The 16,338-nt window shown below is 39.2% G+C and carries 16 protein-coding genes; 10 read left to right on the top strand and 6 right to left on the bottom strand.

Translation table 11 applies throughout. The features are described 5' to 3' along the window. Positions 1-49: 49 nt before the first annotated feature. Positions 50-517, bottom strand: coding sequence for a hypothetical protein (locus tag JKP71_RS03670; RefSeq protein ID WP_075524805.1), 468 nt, complete (start codon positions 515-517; stop codon positions 50-52). 146 nt (positions 518-663) lie between these two features. Next, complete coding sequence (gene tyrS, locus JKP71_RS03675; protein WP_200407068.1) at positions 664-1,923, bottom strand: tyrosine--tRNA ligase; 1,260 nt, start codon at positions 1,921-1,923, stop codon at positions 664-666. A gap of 141 nt (positions 1,924-2,064) precedes the next feature. On the opposite strand from tyrS, the gene JKP71_RS03680 reads away from it, so the two are divergent. Then, a complete protein-coding gene (locus JKP71_RS03680; protein ID WP_200407069.1) occupies positions 2,065-4,500 on the top strand; it encodes a transglycosylase domain-containing protein in 2,436 nt (811 codons plus the stop codon). Between the two features lie 121 nt (positions 4,501-4,621). Here JKP71_RS03680 and pepA read toward each other — a convergent pair whose 3' ends face one another. Continuing rightward, positions 4,622-5,689, bottom strand: a complete 1,068-nt coding sequence (gene pepA, locus JKP71_RS03685; protein WP_200407070.1) for a glutamyl aminopeptidase — start codon at positions 5,687-5,689, stop codon at positions 4,622-4,624. Positions 5,690-5,856: 167 nt separating this feature from the next. Here pepA and JKP71_RS03690 point away from each other — a divergent pair, with 167 nt between their 5' ends. The 7 genes from JKP71_RS03690 (at position 5,857) to groL (ending at position 11,478) form a co-directional block, all read left to right on the top strand. Next, entirely contained in the window at positions 5,857-6,141 is a 285-nt protein-coding gene (locus tag JKP71_RS03690) for a hypothetical protein (protein ID WP_200407071.1), read from the top strand. 50 nt (positions 6,142-6,191) lie between these two features. Beyond that, the gene (locus JKP71_RS03695; protein ID WP_075524800.1) at positions 6,192-6,509 is read left to right on the top strand and encodes a thioredoxin family protein; all 318 of its coding nucleotides are present in this window, start codon (positions 6,192-6,194) and stop codon (positions 6,507-6,509) included. Between the two features lie 118 nt (positions 6,510-6,627). Next, positions 6,628-7,254 carry a YtpR family tRNA-binding protein gene (gene ytpR / locus JKP71_RS03700; RefSeq protein WP_075524799.1) on the top strand — a complete coding sequence of 209 codons (627 nt, stop codon included), beginning with the start codon at positions 6,628-6,630 and terminating at the stop codon, positions 7,252-7,254. Between the two features lie 188 nt (positions 7,255-7,442). Next, positions 7,443-8,780, top strand: a complete 1,338-nt coding sequence (nox, locus tag JKP71_RS03705; protein ID WP_075524798.1) for a H2O-forming NADH oxidase — start codon at positions 7,443-7,445, stop codon at positions 8,778-8,780. A gap of 95 nt (positions 8,781-8,875) precedes the next feature. Next, positions 8,876-9,265 (top strand): single-stranded DNA-binding protein, encoded by a 390-nt coding sequence (locus JKP71_RS03710; protein ID WP_075524797.1) that lies wholly within the window; start codon positions 8,876-8,878, stop codon positions 9,263-9,265. A gap of 217 nt (positions 9,266-9,482) precedes the next feature. Then, positions 9,483-9,767 carry a co-chaperone GroES gene (gene groES, locus JKP71_RS03715; protein ID WP_075524796.1) on the top strand — a complete coding sequence of 95 codons (285 nt, stop codon included), beginning with the start codon at positions 9,483-9,485 and terminating at the stop codon, positions 9,765-9,767. 82 nt (positions 9,768-9,849) lie between these two features. Then, positions 9,850-11,478 carry a chaperonin GroEL gene (gene groL / locus JKP71_RS03720; protein ID WP_075524795.1) on the top strand — a complete coding sequence of 543 codons (1,629 nt, stop codon included), beginning with the start codon at positions 9,850-9,852 and terminating at the stop codon, positions 11,476-11,478. A gap of 63 nt (positions 11,479-11,541) precedes the next feature. Here groL and walJ read toward each other — a convergent pair whose 3' ends face one another. The 3 genes from walJ to yycF all read right to left on the bottom strand — a co-directional run bounded on the left by walJ (position 11,542) and on the right by yycF (position 14,589). Next, the gene (gene walJ / locus JKP71_RS03725) at positions 11,542-12,354 is read right to left on the bottom strand and encodes an exodeoxyribonuclease WalJ (protein WP_200407072.1); all 813 of its coding nucleotides are present in this window, start codon (positions 12,352-12,354) and stop codon (positions 11,542-11,544) included. 116 nt (positions 12,355-12,470) lie between these two features. Continuing rightward, positions 12,471-13,895, bottom strand: coding sequence for an ATP-binding protein (locus JKP71_RS03730; protein ID WP_200407073.1), 1,425 nt, complete (start codon positions 13,893-13,895; stop codon positions 12,471-12,473). After that, positions 13,888-14,589 (bottom strand): response regulator YycF, encoded by a 702-nt coding sequence (gene yycF, locus JKP71_RS03735; protein WP_075524792.1) that lies wholly within the window; start codon positions 14,587-14,589, stop codon positions 13,888-13,890. Before yycF ends, JKP71_RS03730 begins: the two co-directional genes overlap by 8 nt. 179 nt (positions 14,590-14,768) lie before the next feature. Here yycF and tmk point away from each other — a divergent pair, with 179 nt between their 5' ends. Then, positions 14,769-15,404 carry a dTMP kinase gene (tmk, locus tag JKP71_RS03740; RefSeq protein ID WP_075524791.1) on the top strand — a complete coding sequence of 212 codons (636 nt, stop codon included), beginning with the start codon at positions 14,769-14,771 and terminating at the stop codon, positions 15,402-15,404. A gap of 40 nt (positions 15,405-15,444) precedes the next feature. Continuing rightward, positions 15,445-16,305 (top strand): DNA polymerase III subunit delta', encoded by an 861-nt coding sequence (locus JKP71_RS03745; protein WP_200407074.1) that lies wholly within the window; start codon positions 15,445-15,447, stop codon positions 16,303-16,305. Positions 16,306-16,338: the final 33 nt, after the last annotated feature.

A 16,338-nucleotide genomic window follows, 5' to 3' on the forward strand; every position in this document is an offset into this window, starting at 1 on the left:
CTCATCTAAAATCCTCAGTTAGTCTGAGGAGTATAAAAGTGTGAATGATTTATTTTAAACGTTTCATTGCTTCTTTTTTAAGAGCAATTTTTTCATCAATCTTTGAGCAATCTTTTTTGCTCAATAGGGCACGGCAACGTTTTAATTCAAGGTCGGTCAGTTGACGTTTAACCTTTTCACGACGTGCCGCATCAAATTCGCCGCCTTCAATGAGCTCAAGTTTTTGCTCGAGTATCATCTTTTTATTTTTGACAGCATCAATATAGTATTTAAGTTCGGAAATATCAGCCTTGCTGGCTTTTTCTGCGCGAAGTTCGCCTAACTTTTCATCAAGTTTAACAAGTTTCTCAGAAAGCATCTCGAGTTGATGACGAAGTTTCGTAGCCTTTTCTTCGTCTGTCAGCTTTGTGTATGCTTCTAGTGCTTGGGCTTGTTCTTCAGCAGATTTTTCTGGCCGTTTATCAAGGTATAATTCGCGAAGGTTTTTTAACTTTTCTTCAAATTTTTTATCTATCATTTCCATCACCTAAAAACATAATCAGTATTGACATTATAACACAAAGAAATAAAAATGAAAGAGGAAGCTTTACTTTTTTTTGCACTTATTAAGTCCCATTTGTAGCATCTTTAGGATTAAAAAAACTGACCATCCGGTCAGCTCAGTTAGTAAGAAAGAACAAAATTTTTCTTTTTACCACGACGGATAACCGTCAGTTGGTTTTCGATTTTATCAGCATCAGATAAGATGTAGTCTAAATCTTGAATCCGTTCACCATTGATATAAATCGCACCATTTGTAATATCCTCACGGGCTTGACGTTTAGAATTAACAATACCAGCAGAAATCAAAAGTTCCAGCAAGGCCAAGTTTTCATCCGCCTCGACATGATGATGAGGTGCACCTTTAAGCCCAGCCAAGATTGATTTGGCATCCAGTTGGCGTAAATCACCACCACCAAACAAAATTTCAGTAGTTTTCACAGCTTGCTCATAAGCTTCTTTACCATGGACTAAAGTCACTACTTCGCGCGCCAGCACTTTTTGTGCTAAGCGTTCATGACGAGCTGCATCAAATTCTTTTTCGATTTCAGCAATCTCTTCTAATGAAAGAAAAGTGAAAATTTTGAGCATTTTTACAGCATCAGCATCATCAACATTCAGCCAAAATTGGTACATTTCATAAGGTGAAGTTTTGTCAGCATCGAGCCAAATAGCATTTCCCTCAGATTTACCAAATTTCTTCCCAGTAGAATCTGTAATCAAAGGAATTGTGATGACGTGCCCTTGTTTATCAGCCTTTCGGCGTAAAAGTTCAGTACCAGCAGTCATGTTACCCCATTGGTCAGAACCCCCAAGTTGTAAAGTCACATTGTGCAGTTGATTGAGTTCGTAAAAATCATAGCCTTGCATAATTTGGTAAGCGAACTCTGTATAAGAAATTCCTGTTTCCATGCGAGACTTGACAGAATCCTTCGAAATCATGTAATTGACAGTAAAATGTTTGCCAACATCACGTAAGAAGTCGATAAATGTCAGATTTTCGAACCAATTGTAGTTGTTTGTCATCTCAGCCTTGTTTTCACCATTGTCAAAATCAAGAAAACGTTCAAGTTGGGCACGGATTTTTTCAGACCAAGCGGTGACTGTGTCTTTTGTTTGAAGCGAGCGCTCAGAATCTTTAAATGAAGGGTCACCAATCAAGCCAGTTGCACCACCAACAAGAGCATATGGTTTATGTCCAGCCAACTGTAAGCGACGCATTGTCAAGATTTGTACTAAATTTCCAAGATGAAGAGAATCAGCTGTGGGATCATAGCCTACATAATAGGAAACCATTCCCTCCGTGAGCGCCTTACGTAGCGCATCTTCGTCGGTTGTTTGGAAAATTAAACCACGTGCTTTAAGTTCGTCAAAAATGTTCATAAAAAAATCCTTTCTATATGATTGAGTCGTTCTGCTCCAACAAAAATGTAAAAACAACAACGTTGCTTTATATTATATCAAATTCCAAAAATTATTTCCGAAAATGGCGAAAAATCGCTTTAAATTTGATATAATAAGGGCATGAAAAAAGAGCCAATCGATTCGCAAGAAGAAGTGCGTAGTCGTCTTAATGAAAAGATGGAAAATAAAAGACGAAAAACAAAGAAAAATGCGAAGAAAAATTTTCAACCTAAAAATAAAAAGAATCAATCAAATCAGCCTAAGCAAGATGAAAAAACGGTCTGGTCGACCACCTTTACTGTGGTACGCGGAATTAGTATCATTTTCGGTATTATATTTGTGGTAATTGGCGTTTTTGCTACATCTGCAGGTGTTGGCTATTTTGCACGCTTGGTGGAGAAAACAAAGTTACCAGACAAACAAGAGATGCTTGCTAAAATCAATGATATCCACGGTGTATCAGTTATCAATTACAGTAATGGTCAGTCTATTTCTGATATTTCAAGCGATCTCGTGCGTGTCACTGTATCAAGCGACCAGATTTCTGAGAATGTCAAAAACGCTCTAATCGCAACAGAAGACGATAGTTTTAGGACAAACAAAGGGGTTGTTCCAAAGGCGGTTGTCCGTGGGATACTTGGTTCTGTGGGGGGGGGCACAAGCTCCGGTGGTTCCACGCTTACCCAACAGCTTATTAAGCAACAAGTTTTGGGAGATAGTGTGACTTTCCAACGTAAAGCCAGTGAAATTGTCTATGCCCTTAATCTAAATAATTATTTGAGCAAGGATCAAATTTTGACCGATTATCTTAATGTCTCACCTTTTGGTCGGAATAACAAGGGACAAAATATTGCTGGGGTTCAAGAAGCGGCCAAAGGAATTTTTGGCAAGTCTGCGAAAGATTTAACGGTTCCCGAAGCAGCTTTCATCGCAGGTCTTCCGCAAAGCCCAATCGTTTATTCGCCTTATGCTTCTGATGGTTCTCTGAAATCTAAAGAAAATATGGCGTACGGGATTGCTCGACAAAAAGAGGTTTTATTTAACCTTTATCGTGGAGGGTATATTAATAAAGCTGATTATGAGAAATATAAAGCTGAAGACATTTCTAAAGAGTTCCTGCAACCAGCGCAAGTGCAATCCCAAGGACATGGTTATCTTTATAATGTAGTGTACAATGAGGCAGTTACAGAGGTTTATAACTATCTCATCAAGCGTGATAAAGTCTCAGCTACGGAGCTCGGTAATGATAGTACAAAACAGCACTATAAAGATTTAGCTGAACAATCCTTACAAAATAAAGGCTATACCGTTACTACTACGATTAATCAGTCAGTCTATAATGCGATGCAAAATGCTGTTGCGACCTACGGTAGCCTCATGCAAGATGGAACGGGGCTTATTCAGACAGGGAATGTACTTATGGATAATAAGACTGGAGCAGTTTATGGTTTCATTGGTGGGCTCGATTATTCTCAAAGTCAAGTCAATCATGCCTTTGATACTGAACGTTCCCCAGGTTCTTCGATTAAACCGATTTTAGCTTATGGTCCAGCTATCGATATGGGACTAATGGGTTCAGCGAGTGTTTTATCTAACTATCCTGCCAAGTATTCCAGTGGTCAAGATATAGAACACGTGGGTTCCAAAGGAACCGCGATGATGCCATTTTCTGAAGCTCTAAATGTCTCTTACAATATTCCAGCATATTGGACTTACAAAATGATTCAAGATAAGGGAAAATCTGTTGAACCTTATATGACTAAAATGGGTTACCAAGTTTCGGATTACTCTGTTGAATCTTTACCCTTAGGAGGGGGAATTGACCCGACTGTTGTTCAGCATACAAACGGTTATCAAACCTTAGCAAATGGTGGAAAGTACGAGCCGTGGTACGTTGTTGAAAGTATCAAAGATGATGCGGGAAATGTGATTTACCAACATAAAGATACTGGAGGAACTCAGGTTTATTCTGAGGCTACCTCTACAATCATGGAGTACATGTTGCAAGATGTTGTGAAATCTCAAAAAACAAGTAAGTTTTATGAGAATTTGCAAACGATCAACCCTACCCTGGCAACAGATGTTGCTTGGGCGGGTAAAACTGGGACAACCGATAATTATACGGACGTCTGGATGATGCTTTCAACTCCAACGGTAACCTTAGGGGGTTGGGCTGGTCACGATGATAACTCAGGGATGTCAAAAAACTCTGGCTATATCAATAATGCGGCATTCACTGCTCAGTTGGTTAACGCAATCAACGCTGCTGATCCCAATATTTTTGGACCAGGTAAGAAGTTTACAGATCCCAACAAAGATTCTAATGTAACCAAGAGTAAGGTCTTAGTCTCCACTGGACAAAAACCAGGTAAAGTTTCTGTGAAACTTGCAAGTGGTAAGACACAAACGGTTAATCTGGGTGGGGCTACGACGACAAGCTTTTGGGCAACCAAATCTGGTGCACCTACTACAACGTACGACTACGCTATAGGCGGTACAGCGGCTGATAGAGCAGCAGGTTGGAAAACGATATTACCTAATTTTAACTTTAACTAGCCTTCTACAAGTTAAAAAACGATAAAAAAATACATCAGAAAAGTTTCTGATGTATTTTTTATACCCTCTCATAGAATAAGGTCACTGACAAAGCTGTCAGTGACCTTTTTCAGCGAAATTATTAGTAATTTTTGATTTGGGCTACTTGATCAGCGTTTAGATGTGTGACAATGGCGCGTAAAAAGTTTTGAGCCTGACTAAAGTCGTCTAAGTTAAAAATAGTTTGATGACTATGGATATAACGAGCCACTACACCGATGGTAGTTGAAGGAATGCCTTCGTTTGCTAAGTGGGCTGCTCCAGCATCTGTCCCGCCTTTGGCCATATAAACTTGTGTTTTGACCTTTGCGGTTTCAGCTGTGTCGAGGAGGAAATTCTTTAAGCCGGGGAGCATGATATGACCTGGATCAAAGAAGCGTAAAGTCGTTCCTTGCCCCAGTTGACCGTTATCATCACCGAAGGTATCGCTAGCTGGTGAGCAATCGACTGCAAAGAAAAGCTCAGGTTTGAACTTCGTGGTGGAAACTTTTGCACCACGTAAGCCAACTTCTTCTTGGACGTTCGCACCTACAATCAGTGTCACGGGAAGTTCTTTATCAGCTAAAAATTCGAGAAGTTCAAGAATCATCAAACAACCGTAGCGATTATCCCAAGCTTTTGACATGACGTTTTTACCATTTGCTGTCAAGATAGTTTCTGTTTCAGGGATGATGACGTCGCCTTGAGCCACGCCGTATTGTACAGCCTCAGCAGCGTCTTCAAAAGCCGCATCAAAAACGATATCCGAGAGCGCTGGCATTTGTGGAGTTGCACCAGTCCCTCTTAAAAGGTGAGGAGGAAGTCCACCTGTGACGACAGGGATTTTTTGGCCCGTGCGCGTAAATAGTGTAAAACGTTGACCTGAGACCACTAATGGATTCCAGCCACCAAGTGGCACAACACGGAGTGTTCCATCCGATTTGATGGCACTAACCATAAAGCCTACTTCGTCCATGTGAGCGGCAACCATAATTCGTGGGGCATTTTCCACTTTCGAGGTTTTCGTTACAAAAATACCACCCAAACCGTCAAATTCGGGGGTGTAGCCCAACTCCACCATACGTTTTTTTAAATAATCACGGACAGGTCCTTCAAAACCAGATGTGGCTTGGATTTCCGTCAGAGCTTTTACTTTGTCAAAGAGTTCCATTTTTTCCTCCAAAAATTGTTAAAGTTGGCTGATGGCGCGGTCAGTCAATGTAAAATTAAGGCTGGGTACCAGCTCCTCTACAAAGGAGCGTCACATTTTCTGATGATTCGGTCAACTTTTGATGATTTACACTATAATTATAACAGGAAATATGTTAAAATTTCCATATGAAAAAAATACTAAAGTTTGGTTTGGGCGTTGTAGCGAGTGCAGCAGCTGCTCATGTAGTTTATCATGGCTATAAAACCATGGAAGAAAATCTACTACGAGAGCTTACTGACACAGCACGTCAGCACTTTTCAGCTCGTCAGATTGATGCCGTTTGGATTTTTGAAGAACCCAAGCAAGGCGCTTACTTTGAGGGAGGCGTTGTTAGTGGGAATCACGCCGTTATGTTTCAAATTAACGCTCAAACTTTAGAACTTTTAGAAATAAAAGAAGTAGCTTTATGATTAAGAAAGTTTTATACTTCTTGTAGAAGTTAATTAAGAAAGGAAAGAAAATGATTATTCCAGAAAATATGGAAAGCTTAGCGGAACTTGTGAAGGCTCCAGGTAGAAGAGTCTTCTTCTTCACTGCTGGTTGGTGTGGAGATTGTAACTTTATTAAACCTAAGATGCCTGAAATCGAAGCTGAAAATCCAGAATTTGAATTCGTAGAAGTTGATCGTGATCAGTTTATGGATGTGGCTATCGAATGGGGAATCATGGGGATTCCTAGTTTTGTTGTATTAGAGAATGGTAAAGAAAAAGCCCGTCTTGTCAATAAACTACGTAAGACTAAAGAAGAAGTTAACACCTTCTTGGCGAGCGCTAAATAATTTACTGACAGACCTGTCAGCAGGGTTAACCAAGGGAACACAAAATACACAGAAAAGCGTAAGCCTGACTTACGCTTCTCTTATTGAATAATGGGAAATTTAAAGGAAATTTAAGAAAATGATTGCAACTTACAATACACATGTTGGCGATGTTTTAATGTTGATCGTAGCAAATGATAAGGGTCAAAAAGTGAACTTTGAACGCAAGGGAAAAGTGGCACGTGTCTTTTTGCAAGAGACAGGAGAAACCGTAGCATGGAATATTTTTGGGGCTAAAAAATTACTGACCAATCTGTCAGCCAATGGTCAAATCAAGCTTTCAGCAAGTGATGTTCAAGTTTTGAATAAAGAACTTAAAAAAGCTGGTTTTAGCGATGTACTGGTCCATGACGCTCAACCTAAATTTGTAGTTGCCGAAATTGTTGAAATGAAAGACCATGCAGATTCTGATCATCTGCACATTTGTAAAGTTAATATTGGATGTGCGGACCCAGTACAAATCGTATGTGGCGCACCTAATGCAGCGGTTGGACTCAAAACAGTCGCAGCTCTACCAGGTGCGATGATGCCAAATGGGGCACTGATTTTTCCTGGTGCTTTGAGAGGTGTTCCTTCTTATGGAATGCTCTGCTCGGCGCGTGAATTGGAGTTACCCAATGCCCCTGAAGTAAGAGGGATTATTGAACTTTCAGAACAATTACCTGTAGGAGCAGCTTTTGATGGTAAAACCATGTGGCAAGCCTAACTAAAAGGATAACAAGATGAGAAGGTCCCTAATCAGGGGCTTTTTTAATGCTCAAAATTTTAGAATAATTTACTAAAAATTTACAAAGTATAAAATTCACAAAGTTCACAAGCGCTTACACAAAGGAAATAAGTCAATTGTGTTAAACTATTAAATGTAAAAACATTTTAACAAAGGAGATTTTCCTCATGAAAATCGTTGTAATAGGAACAAATCACGCGGGGATTGCCGCTGCAAATACATTACTTGATCATTATCCAGGCCACGAAATCGTGATGATCGATCGAAATAGTAACATGAGTTATCTTGGTTGTGGAACAGCTATCTGGGTGGGACGCCAAATTGAAAAGCCCGATGAATTATTTTATGCGAAACCAGAAGATTTTGAAGCAAAAGGCGCCAAAATCTTGACAGAAACTGAAGTGACTGAAATTGATTTTAAACAAAAAGTCATTCATGCAAAAACGAAATTTGGCGAAACATTCGTTGAAACCTACGACAAACTAATTTTAGCTACAGGATCTCGCCCAATCATTCCCAAATTACCAGGTCATGACCTTGAAGGAATTCATTTCTTGAAACTTTTTCAAGAGGGACAGGCAGTAGATGCTGAATTTGCAAAACCAGAAGTGCAACGTATTGCTGTGATTGGAGCAGGTTATATAGGTACAGAGATTGCTGAAGCAGCCAAACGACGCGGTAAAGAAGTTCTATTGTTTGATGCTGAGTCTACTTCACTTGCTTCCTATTATGATGAGACTTTTGCTAAAGAGATGGATCAAAATTTAGCGCACCATGGTATCGAATTACACTTTGGGGAGTTGGCCACAGAATTTAAAGGAAGCGATGGTCGTGTCACTCAAATTGTAACCAACAAAGGGGCTTATGATGTTGATCTGGTGATTAACTGTATTGGCTTCACCGCAAATAGTGCTCTAGCCAAAGATGACCTAGCTACTTTTAAAAATGGAGCGATTAAAGTTGATAAACATCAACAAACGAGCAATCCCGACGTTTATGCTGTCGGTGATGTGGCTACTATTTATTCGAATGCATTGCAAGATTTTACTTATATTGCTTTGGCATCGAATGCTGTACGCTCAGGTATTGTAGCTGGTCATAATATTGGGGGGACACCTCTAGAAGCACCAGGGGTACAAGGATCCAACGGCATCTCTATTTTTGGTTTTCACATGACTTCGACTGGTTTTTCTGTCAAAGCTGCTCAAAAGGCTGGCCTAGAAGTTGCTTATTCTGATTTTGAAGATAAACAAAAAGCTTGGTTTTTACATGAAGACAATGATACGGTCAAAATCCGAATTGTCTATGAAAAAGAAAGTCGTCGTGTGGTTGGAGCTCAATTAGCTAGCTATAGCGAAATCATTGCTGGTAACATTAACATGTTTAGTTTAGCGATACAGGACCAAAAAACAATTGATGAACTGGCCCTGCTTGATCTTTTCTTTTTACCTCACTTTAACAGCCCGTATAACTATATGACTGTTGCGGCACTTAATGCAAAATAATCATACACAACCTGTCAGTAAATGCTGAGAGGTTTTTTATTATCGAAAGTGACAAGTATTCATTTTTTCCGTATAGAGGGTTAGGAGGAAAATAAATGAATAAAACAATGTTAATTGGTCGCCTTACTCAAAATCCAGAAGTTACCAAAACAACTAATGGTAAAACATATGTGAGAACCACACTTGCAGTGAACCGACGCTTTAAAAATGAAGACGGGGGGCGTGATGCTGATTTTATTGGGATTATTTTATGGGGGAAGACGGCAGAAACGCTGGCTTCTTACGCTAAAAAAGGGGCTCTCATTTCAGTTGAAGGGGAGATTCGTACACATAGCTACATGGACAAGCAAAATCAAAAACGTTATATGACAGAGGTGCTCGCTTTAAATTATGATTTGCTAGAAAGTCGAGCAACAATCGCCTTGCGAGAAAATTCAGCACATACTGAAAAGTTGATGCTAGAAGGAGAAGAACTTCCTTTTTAAGCAGACAATAATTTTAGAGGAAGGAGTTATGCGTATTCGTTAGTGATTGGAGGTCTTCATGACCTCATTATTGAAAACGGCTTCATTTAATTAGAATAAAAATAAAAAAATCTGGTGTTTTTTCTTGACTAAATCTGACCATTGAGATAAAATAAGAATTGGGTTAGCACTTAACCTAATAGAGTGCTAAAAAAATAAAATGGAGGAAAAACAAAAAATGTTGAAACCTTTAGAGAATCGCGTGGTTTTGCGCGTTAAAGAAGAAGAGGAAAAATCAGTTGGTGGTATCGTTTTAACGAGTGCCTCACAAGAAAAACCTCAAACAGCGGAAGTTGTTGCTGTCGGCGAAGGGAAAACTACCAATCATGGAACGCTGATTTCTCCAGTTGTAAAAGTAGGAGATACTGTAATTTTTGAAAAATTTGCAGGGACGACGGTAAAAATGGACGGTGAAGAATTCTTGATTCTCAAAGATTCAGACCTTCTTGCCATTGTAGAATAATAAGTAGGGAGCGATCTTTTTTGATTGCTGTCATGACAGTTTAAAATAATAACACGATAATTCTTATTTAAAAGGAGCAGATATGTCAAAAGAAATTAAATTTTCAAGTGATGCAAGAACTTCAATGATGCGAGGAATTGATATCCTTGCCGATACTGTAAAGACAACACTTGGACCAAAAGGACGTAATGTTGTTCTTGAAAAATCTTATGGGTCACCTTTGATTACAAATGATGGGGTTACAATTGCCAAAGAAATTGAACTGGAAGATCATTTCGAAAATATGGGAGCTAAACTTGTCTCAGAAGTAGCTTCCAAAACAAATGATATTGCAGGAGATGGAACAACAACAGCGACTGTTTTGACACAAGCTATTGTACGTGAAGGATTGAAAAATGTGACAGCTGGAGCTAATCCAGTGGGTATCCGTCGTGGGATTGAATTAGCTGCCCAAACTGCAGTTGATGCGATTAAAGAAATGGCTATTCCTGTCCATGATAAATCAGCAATTGCTCAGGTTGCTACCGTTTCTTCTCGTAGCGAAAAAGTGGGAGAATATATCTCAGATGCGATGGAGCGTGTAGGTTCTGATGGTGTCATTACTATAGAAGAATCTAAAGGAATGCAAACAGAACTTGATGTGGTTGAAGGGATGCAATTTGACCGTGGTTATTTGAGCCAGTATATGGTTTCAGATACCGAAAAAATGGTTGCAGAACTTGATAATCCTTATCTTTTAATTACTGATAAGAAAATTTCAAATATTCAAGAAATTTTACCTCTTCTTGAACAAGTCTTGAAGACAAACCGCCCATTGCTTATCGTTGCAGATGATGTGGATGGTGAAGCTTTACCAACGCTCGTTCTAAACAAAATCAAAGGGGTATTCAATGTTGTAGCTGTGAAGGCGCCAGGTTTTGGTGATCGTCGTAAAGCCCAATTGGAAGATTTGGCTATTTTAACTGGTGGTACGGTTATTACGGAAGAACTTGGACTTGATCTTAAAGATGCAACAATTGAAGCACTTGGTCAAGCAGCGAAGGTAACTGTAGACAAGGATCATACCACTATTGTGGAAGGTGCTGGCGCTGCGGATGCTATCGCTGATCGAGTTGCTATTATCAAAGCCCAAATTGAAAAAACAACTTCTGATTTTGATCGCGAAAAATTACAAGAACGCTTGGCGAAATTGGCAGGCGGAGTGGCGGTGATTAAAGTTGGTGCTGCTACGGAAACAGAGCTTAAAGCAATGAAACTTCTTATCGAAGATGCTCTCAATGCGACACGTGCTGCTGTAGAAGAAGGTATTGTTTCAGGTGGGGGGACAGCTCTCGTCAATGCGATGAGTGCACTTGATCAACTCTCAGAAGAAGGGGATGTTCAAACAGGAATCAATATTGTTCGTCGTGCTTTGGAAGAACCTGTTCGCCAAATCGCAGCGAATGCAGGCTATGAAGGATCTGTTATTATAGATAAACTTCGCTCTGAAAAAGTAGGCACAGGATTTAATGCTGCTACGGGACAATGGGTAAACATGATTGAAACAGGAATCGTTGACCCAGCGAAAGTTACTCGTTCAGCCTTGCAAAATGCAGCTTCAGTAGCTGGTTTAATTTTAACAACTGAAGCAGTAGTTGCGGATAAACCAGAACCAGCTGCACCAGCTATGCCTCCAATGGATCCAGGCATGGGAATGGGCGGCATGATGTAAAGTAAAAATGAATTAAAAATAAAAAGTTACTGACAGTTCTGTCAGTAACTTTTTATTTATTTTTTAAATATCATAAAGCTGACTCGCATGCTCATGGCTAGTATCAATAATATGGAGTTCTTTTTTGGTATCCACATCATGCTGTTGTAAATAGCCATCCATTGTCAGATGTGCTAATTCTTTGATATTATTATTGAGGCTTAAGTGACCCAGAAAAATCTTTTTTGTTTTGTTTCCTAAAACATTAAAAGCAGTTTCTGCACCGTCTTCATTTGACAAATGCCCTTGATCACTTAGAATACGTTGCTTAGTTCTCCAAGGATAAGCTCCCATGCGTAGTATCTCAATGTCATGATTAGATTCCATCAGATAACCATCTGCATTTTCAATAGTACCACGCATGCGGTCAGAAACGTATCCTGTATCAGTCAACATAACAAAACTTTTATTATCTTTCATGAAGCGATAAAATTGAGGGGCAACAGCATCGTGGCTTACGCCAAACGACTCAATATCAATGTCGCCAAAAGTCATTGTTTTTCCCATCTCAAACAAATGTTTTTGTTCTTTTGGGATTTTCCCTAAGGCATTCTTCCCATCAAGCTCGGTCCAAGTGTCCTCGTTGGCATAAAGATCTATTCCATATTTACGTGCCAGCACGCCGATTCCCTTGATATGATCACTATGCTCGTGCGTAATCAACAGCGCATCAATATCGTGAATATCGCGATCAATCTCTGAGAGTAAACTTTCTATTTTTTTTCCCGAAAGACCAGCATCAACAAGGATTTTCTTTTTTTGTGTTTCTAGATAAAAAGAATTTCCAGTAGAACCAGATGCCAGAATTGAATATTTAAAACCATTTTGTTCAGTCATAAGAACCATTGTAGCAAAAAAGCGTGGGGATTGCCATGTGGGCTGATGACTTTAAAAATAAAAAGAACGAGAATCCGTTCTTTTTATTTTTACTGACAGACTGATCAGTAAAAAAATCAGAAGCTATCATCAAAATCATCCCACACCTCCGTGTTCTCGGAAGAATAAGGAAGTGTAAAACTAAAGGTCGTCCCTTTTCCTTCCCCCTCAGAGTTTGCAAAGATGTTTCCACCATGCATTTTGACAATATCATGGACGATTGAAAGTCCAAGTCCTGTCCCTCCAACTTTGGAATTGCGTGAAGCATTATCTACACGGTAAAATCGGTCAAAGATTTTGACGAGATCAGCACGCGGGATACCCATCCCTTGGTCGCTGATTGAGATAAGGACATCTTTCTCACGGGTTTCTACCGAGATAGTAATTACCCCACCTTTAGGAGAATATTTAAAAGCATTGCTGATAATGTTATCCACTACTTGGGCAATCTTGTCCGTGTCAATTTCAACCCAGATGGGGCGATTACTATAATTTCGTACTAAAGTAAAATCAGAGGTGAGTAAGCCGCTAGAGTCAGTTTCCAAAATTTGATCTAGTCGATTAAGTTGGTGGTCTAAAAAAGCAGTGAGATTAATAATTTCTTTATCTAAAACGATTCGGTCTTGGTCCATCCTTGAGAGGGTTAAAAGGTCCGAAATCATGCGAATCATGCGGTTAGTTTCTGTTAAAGAAACATTGATGAACGAAGCAGCAGTTTCTTTGTCATCAAGAGCCCCATCCTCTAAAGCTTCAAGATAAGCTTTCACTGACGTCAGAGGAGTCCGTAATTCATGTGATACGTTGGATACAAAAAGACGACGTTCCCGTTCAGATTTATCTTGCTCTGTCATATCATGAAGTACGGCAATAATACCTGAAATAAAACCAGATTCACGACGAAAAAGTGCAAATTTAATATGAAGTGAGACGGCTTCATTGTCAGCATCATGAGTTTCAATCACCACTTCGGGTTCTTTCTCGAGCAGATCATAGAAGTTGTATTGCTCACTGATCTGAAGGGTTTCCACAATGTTTTTTTGCATCAACTCAGCTTCAGTTGTATTGAGGTAATGGAGGGCAGACTTATTTGCCATAATAATTTTCCCGCGGCGATCAGTAGCGATAACTCCATCAATCATATAAGCTAGAATGCTATCAAGTTGATTCCGTTGATTTTCTAAGTTGTTTTGGGTTCTGACAATATCTTCGCCAAGTTTTAAGATTTCGCCATATAACTCATTAATTTCACTGGTGCCTTTAGGAAGTTTATCTTTAGTTAAATAACCATTTTTGATCTGATTCATTTGGCGTGAAACATTTACAATCATCCGGTGTTGATGAATTAAAAAAACGAGTACAAAGAGCAGTGAAAAAAAGTAATTGGCTAAAACAGAATTAAAATGGGCGACATTATAGTCAAAACTACTCATAAAAAGGATGACAAAAAGAAGTAGATGGGCCACTACTCCTTTAAAAATCATTGAATTAAAAAATTTAATCATGAGGGTTACTCATATAGTAGCCCACTCCACGACGTGTTGAAACATATTGCGGGCGACTTGGTGTATCTTCAACTTTTTCGCGCAAGCGACGTACAGTCACGTCCACAGTGCGGACATCACCAAAATAATCATAGCCCCAAACTGTTTCGAGGAGGTTTTCGCGGGTAATGACTTCACCTAAGTGTTGTGCCAAGTAATAAAGCAATTCAAACTCACGATGCGTCAAATCAAGCTGTTTATCATTTTTATAAGCGGCATAGTGTGTTGGATTGATGCGGAGATTTCCAATAACCAATTCTTTTTTGACATTATCATTAGTTTCTGCTGGAGTAGCATTTACACGACGTAAATTGGCTTTGATACGAGCCAACAATTCGCGGTTGGAAAAGGGTTTAGTGACGTAGTCGTCAGCACCCAACTCAAGACCAATGACTTTGTCAAATTCACTATCTTTAGCTGACACCATTATAATAGGTGTTTCAGAAGTTTTACGAATTTCACGAGCAACATCAAGACCATCAAGTTTAGGCAACATTAAGTCAAGTAAAATAAGATCGGGTTGCACTTCTTTAAAAGATTCAAGTGCTTCTTCGCCATCAAAAGCGGTAAAAACCTCGAAGCCTTCTTTGGTCAAATTAAATTTTACAATATCTGAGATTGGTTTTTCATCGTCAACAACGAGAATCTTTTTCATATGTTGTCCTTTCAGGTGGTGAGTTTTAAATATTTAAAATTTCTTACATTTATGAGTTTTGACAAATAAAGTAAGCTGTTTCAGATATATTATACAATTTTTAGTAAAATTACGCAAAAAGTGATGTTATTATTTTAAGAAAAAAGCTAAAAAGTTTGTTTTTTGGTATAATAGAGGCTATGAATGGAATTTTAATTTCCCTTGAGGGACCTGATGGCGCAGGAAAAACGACAGTTTTAAAAGAAATTTTGCCGGAAATCAAAAAAATGAAACGCGACATTATTTCGACACGTGAACCCGGTGGCGTCCGTTTGGCTGAAGAAATTCGTCAATTAATTTTGGACCCTAAGAACACGGAGATTGATTCTAAGACAGAAATGCTCCTTTTTGCTGCAGCACGCCGCTTGCATATGCAAGAGAAGATGCTTCCAGCTCTGAAAGCTGGTAAAGTTGTAATTGTCGATCGTTTTATAGATTCATCAGTGGCTTATCAAGGTTATGGGCGTGAATTGGGTGTTGAAGTTGTAGACTGGCTCAACAATTTTGCGACGGATGGTTTGAAGCCTGATTTGACACTTTATTTTGATATTGATACAGATGTTGCCCTTGATCGCATCATGAGTAATCGGGCAGATGAAGTAAATCGTTTGGATTTGGAACGTGCCGAAATGCATCGAAAAGTTCGACAAGGTTATCTTAAAATGGTAGAAAAAGAACCGCAACGCTTTGTTACAATTGATGCGAGCCAATCAGTCGAAAAAGTGGTGTCCGATACAATTGAAGCAATCAAGGAGCGATTTGCGAGTATATTTTAATTACTGACGGCGGGGTCAGTGGTTTTGAGAGAGGTTTTGTGTGAAAGTATCAGAAATTCAGCCCCAGCTTTATCAGCAATTTTCAAATATTTTGCAACGTAAGCACTTGAGTCATGCTTACTTATTTTCAGGAGGCTTTGGATCATTTGAGTTCGCGATTTGGTTAAGTCAGGCTTTGTTTTGCGAAAACTTGCAAGAAGGTCTTCCTTGTGGTATCTGTCGAGCTTGTCGCTTAGTTGCTACAGAAGATTTTGCTGATTTACATGTAGTTTCGCCAGAGGGACAAACTATAAAAACCGCACAAATACGTACGCTCACTCAAGTCTTTAGTGAGTCAGGGTACGAAGGAAAACAGCAAGCAGTTATTATAGAAGCTGCTGAAAAGATGCATCCAAATGCCGCAAATGCGCTTTTGAAATCTATTGAAGAACCTGAGAGTGAAGTAGTTATCTTTTTGTTAACTACTAATGAAAATATGATTTTACCTACCATAAAATCACGTACACAAGTCGTCCATTTCACAAAGAATAGCCATCATTTTCAGCATCTCCTAGAAAAAAGTGGACTTTTGAAAACACAAGCAGAGTGGCTCGCACAAATTTGTGATTCGCCCGAAAAAGCGATGGAATTAAGTCAACAGGTATGGTTTAGCGATGGCGTACAACGGCTTGAACAGTTTGTTAAATTATGCGCCACTAGCCCATCAGAAGCTTTTTTGTACCTCAAGGAACTTGTTGAAATTTTTGATGATAAAGAGAAGCAGAATATGGCTTTTGAACTTTTATTACAAATGTTTCGTCAGGAAAAGATGCGCGATGAGTTGCTCAAAACATTTCGTGCCATCGAGATGTGGAAAAGTAATGTTAGATTTGAGTCCTGTTTGACTTTTATGGTACTCTAGCGTGACACAACCTTAAGAAGAAGGGTGAAGGAA

It is taken from the genome of Lactococcus taiwanensis, from assembly GCF_014905395.1.
In the GTDB taxonomy this organism is placed as follows: Bacteria; Bacillota; Bacilli; order Lactobacillales; family Streptococcaceae; genus Lactococcus; species Lactococcus taiwanensis.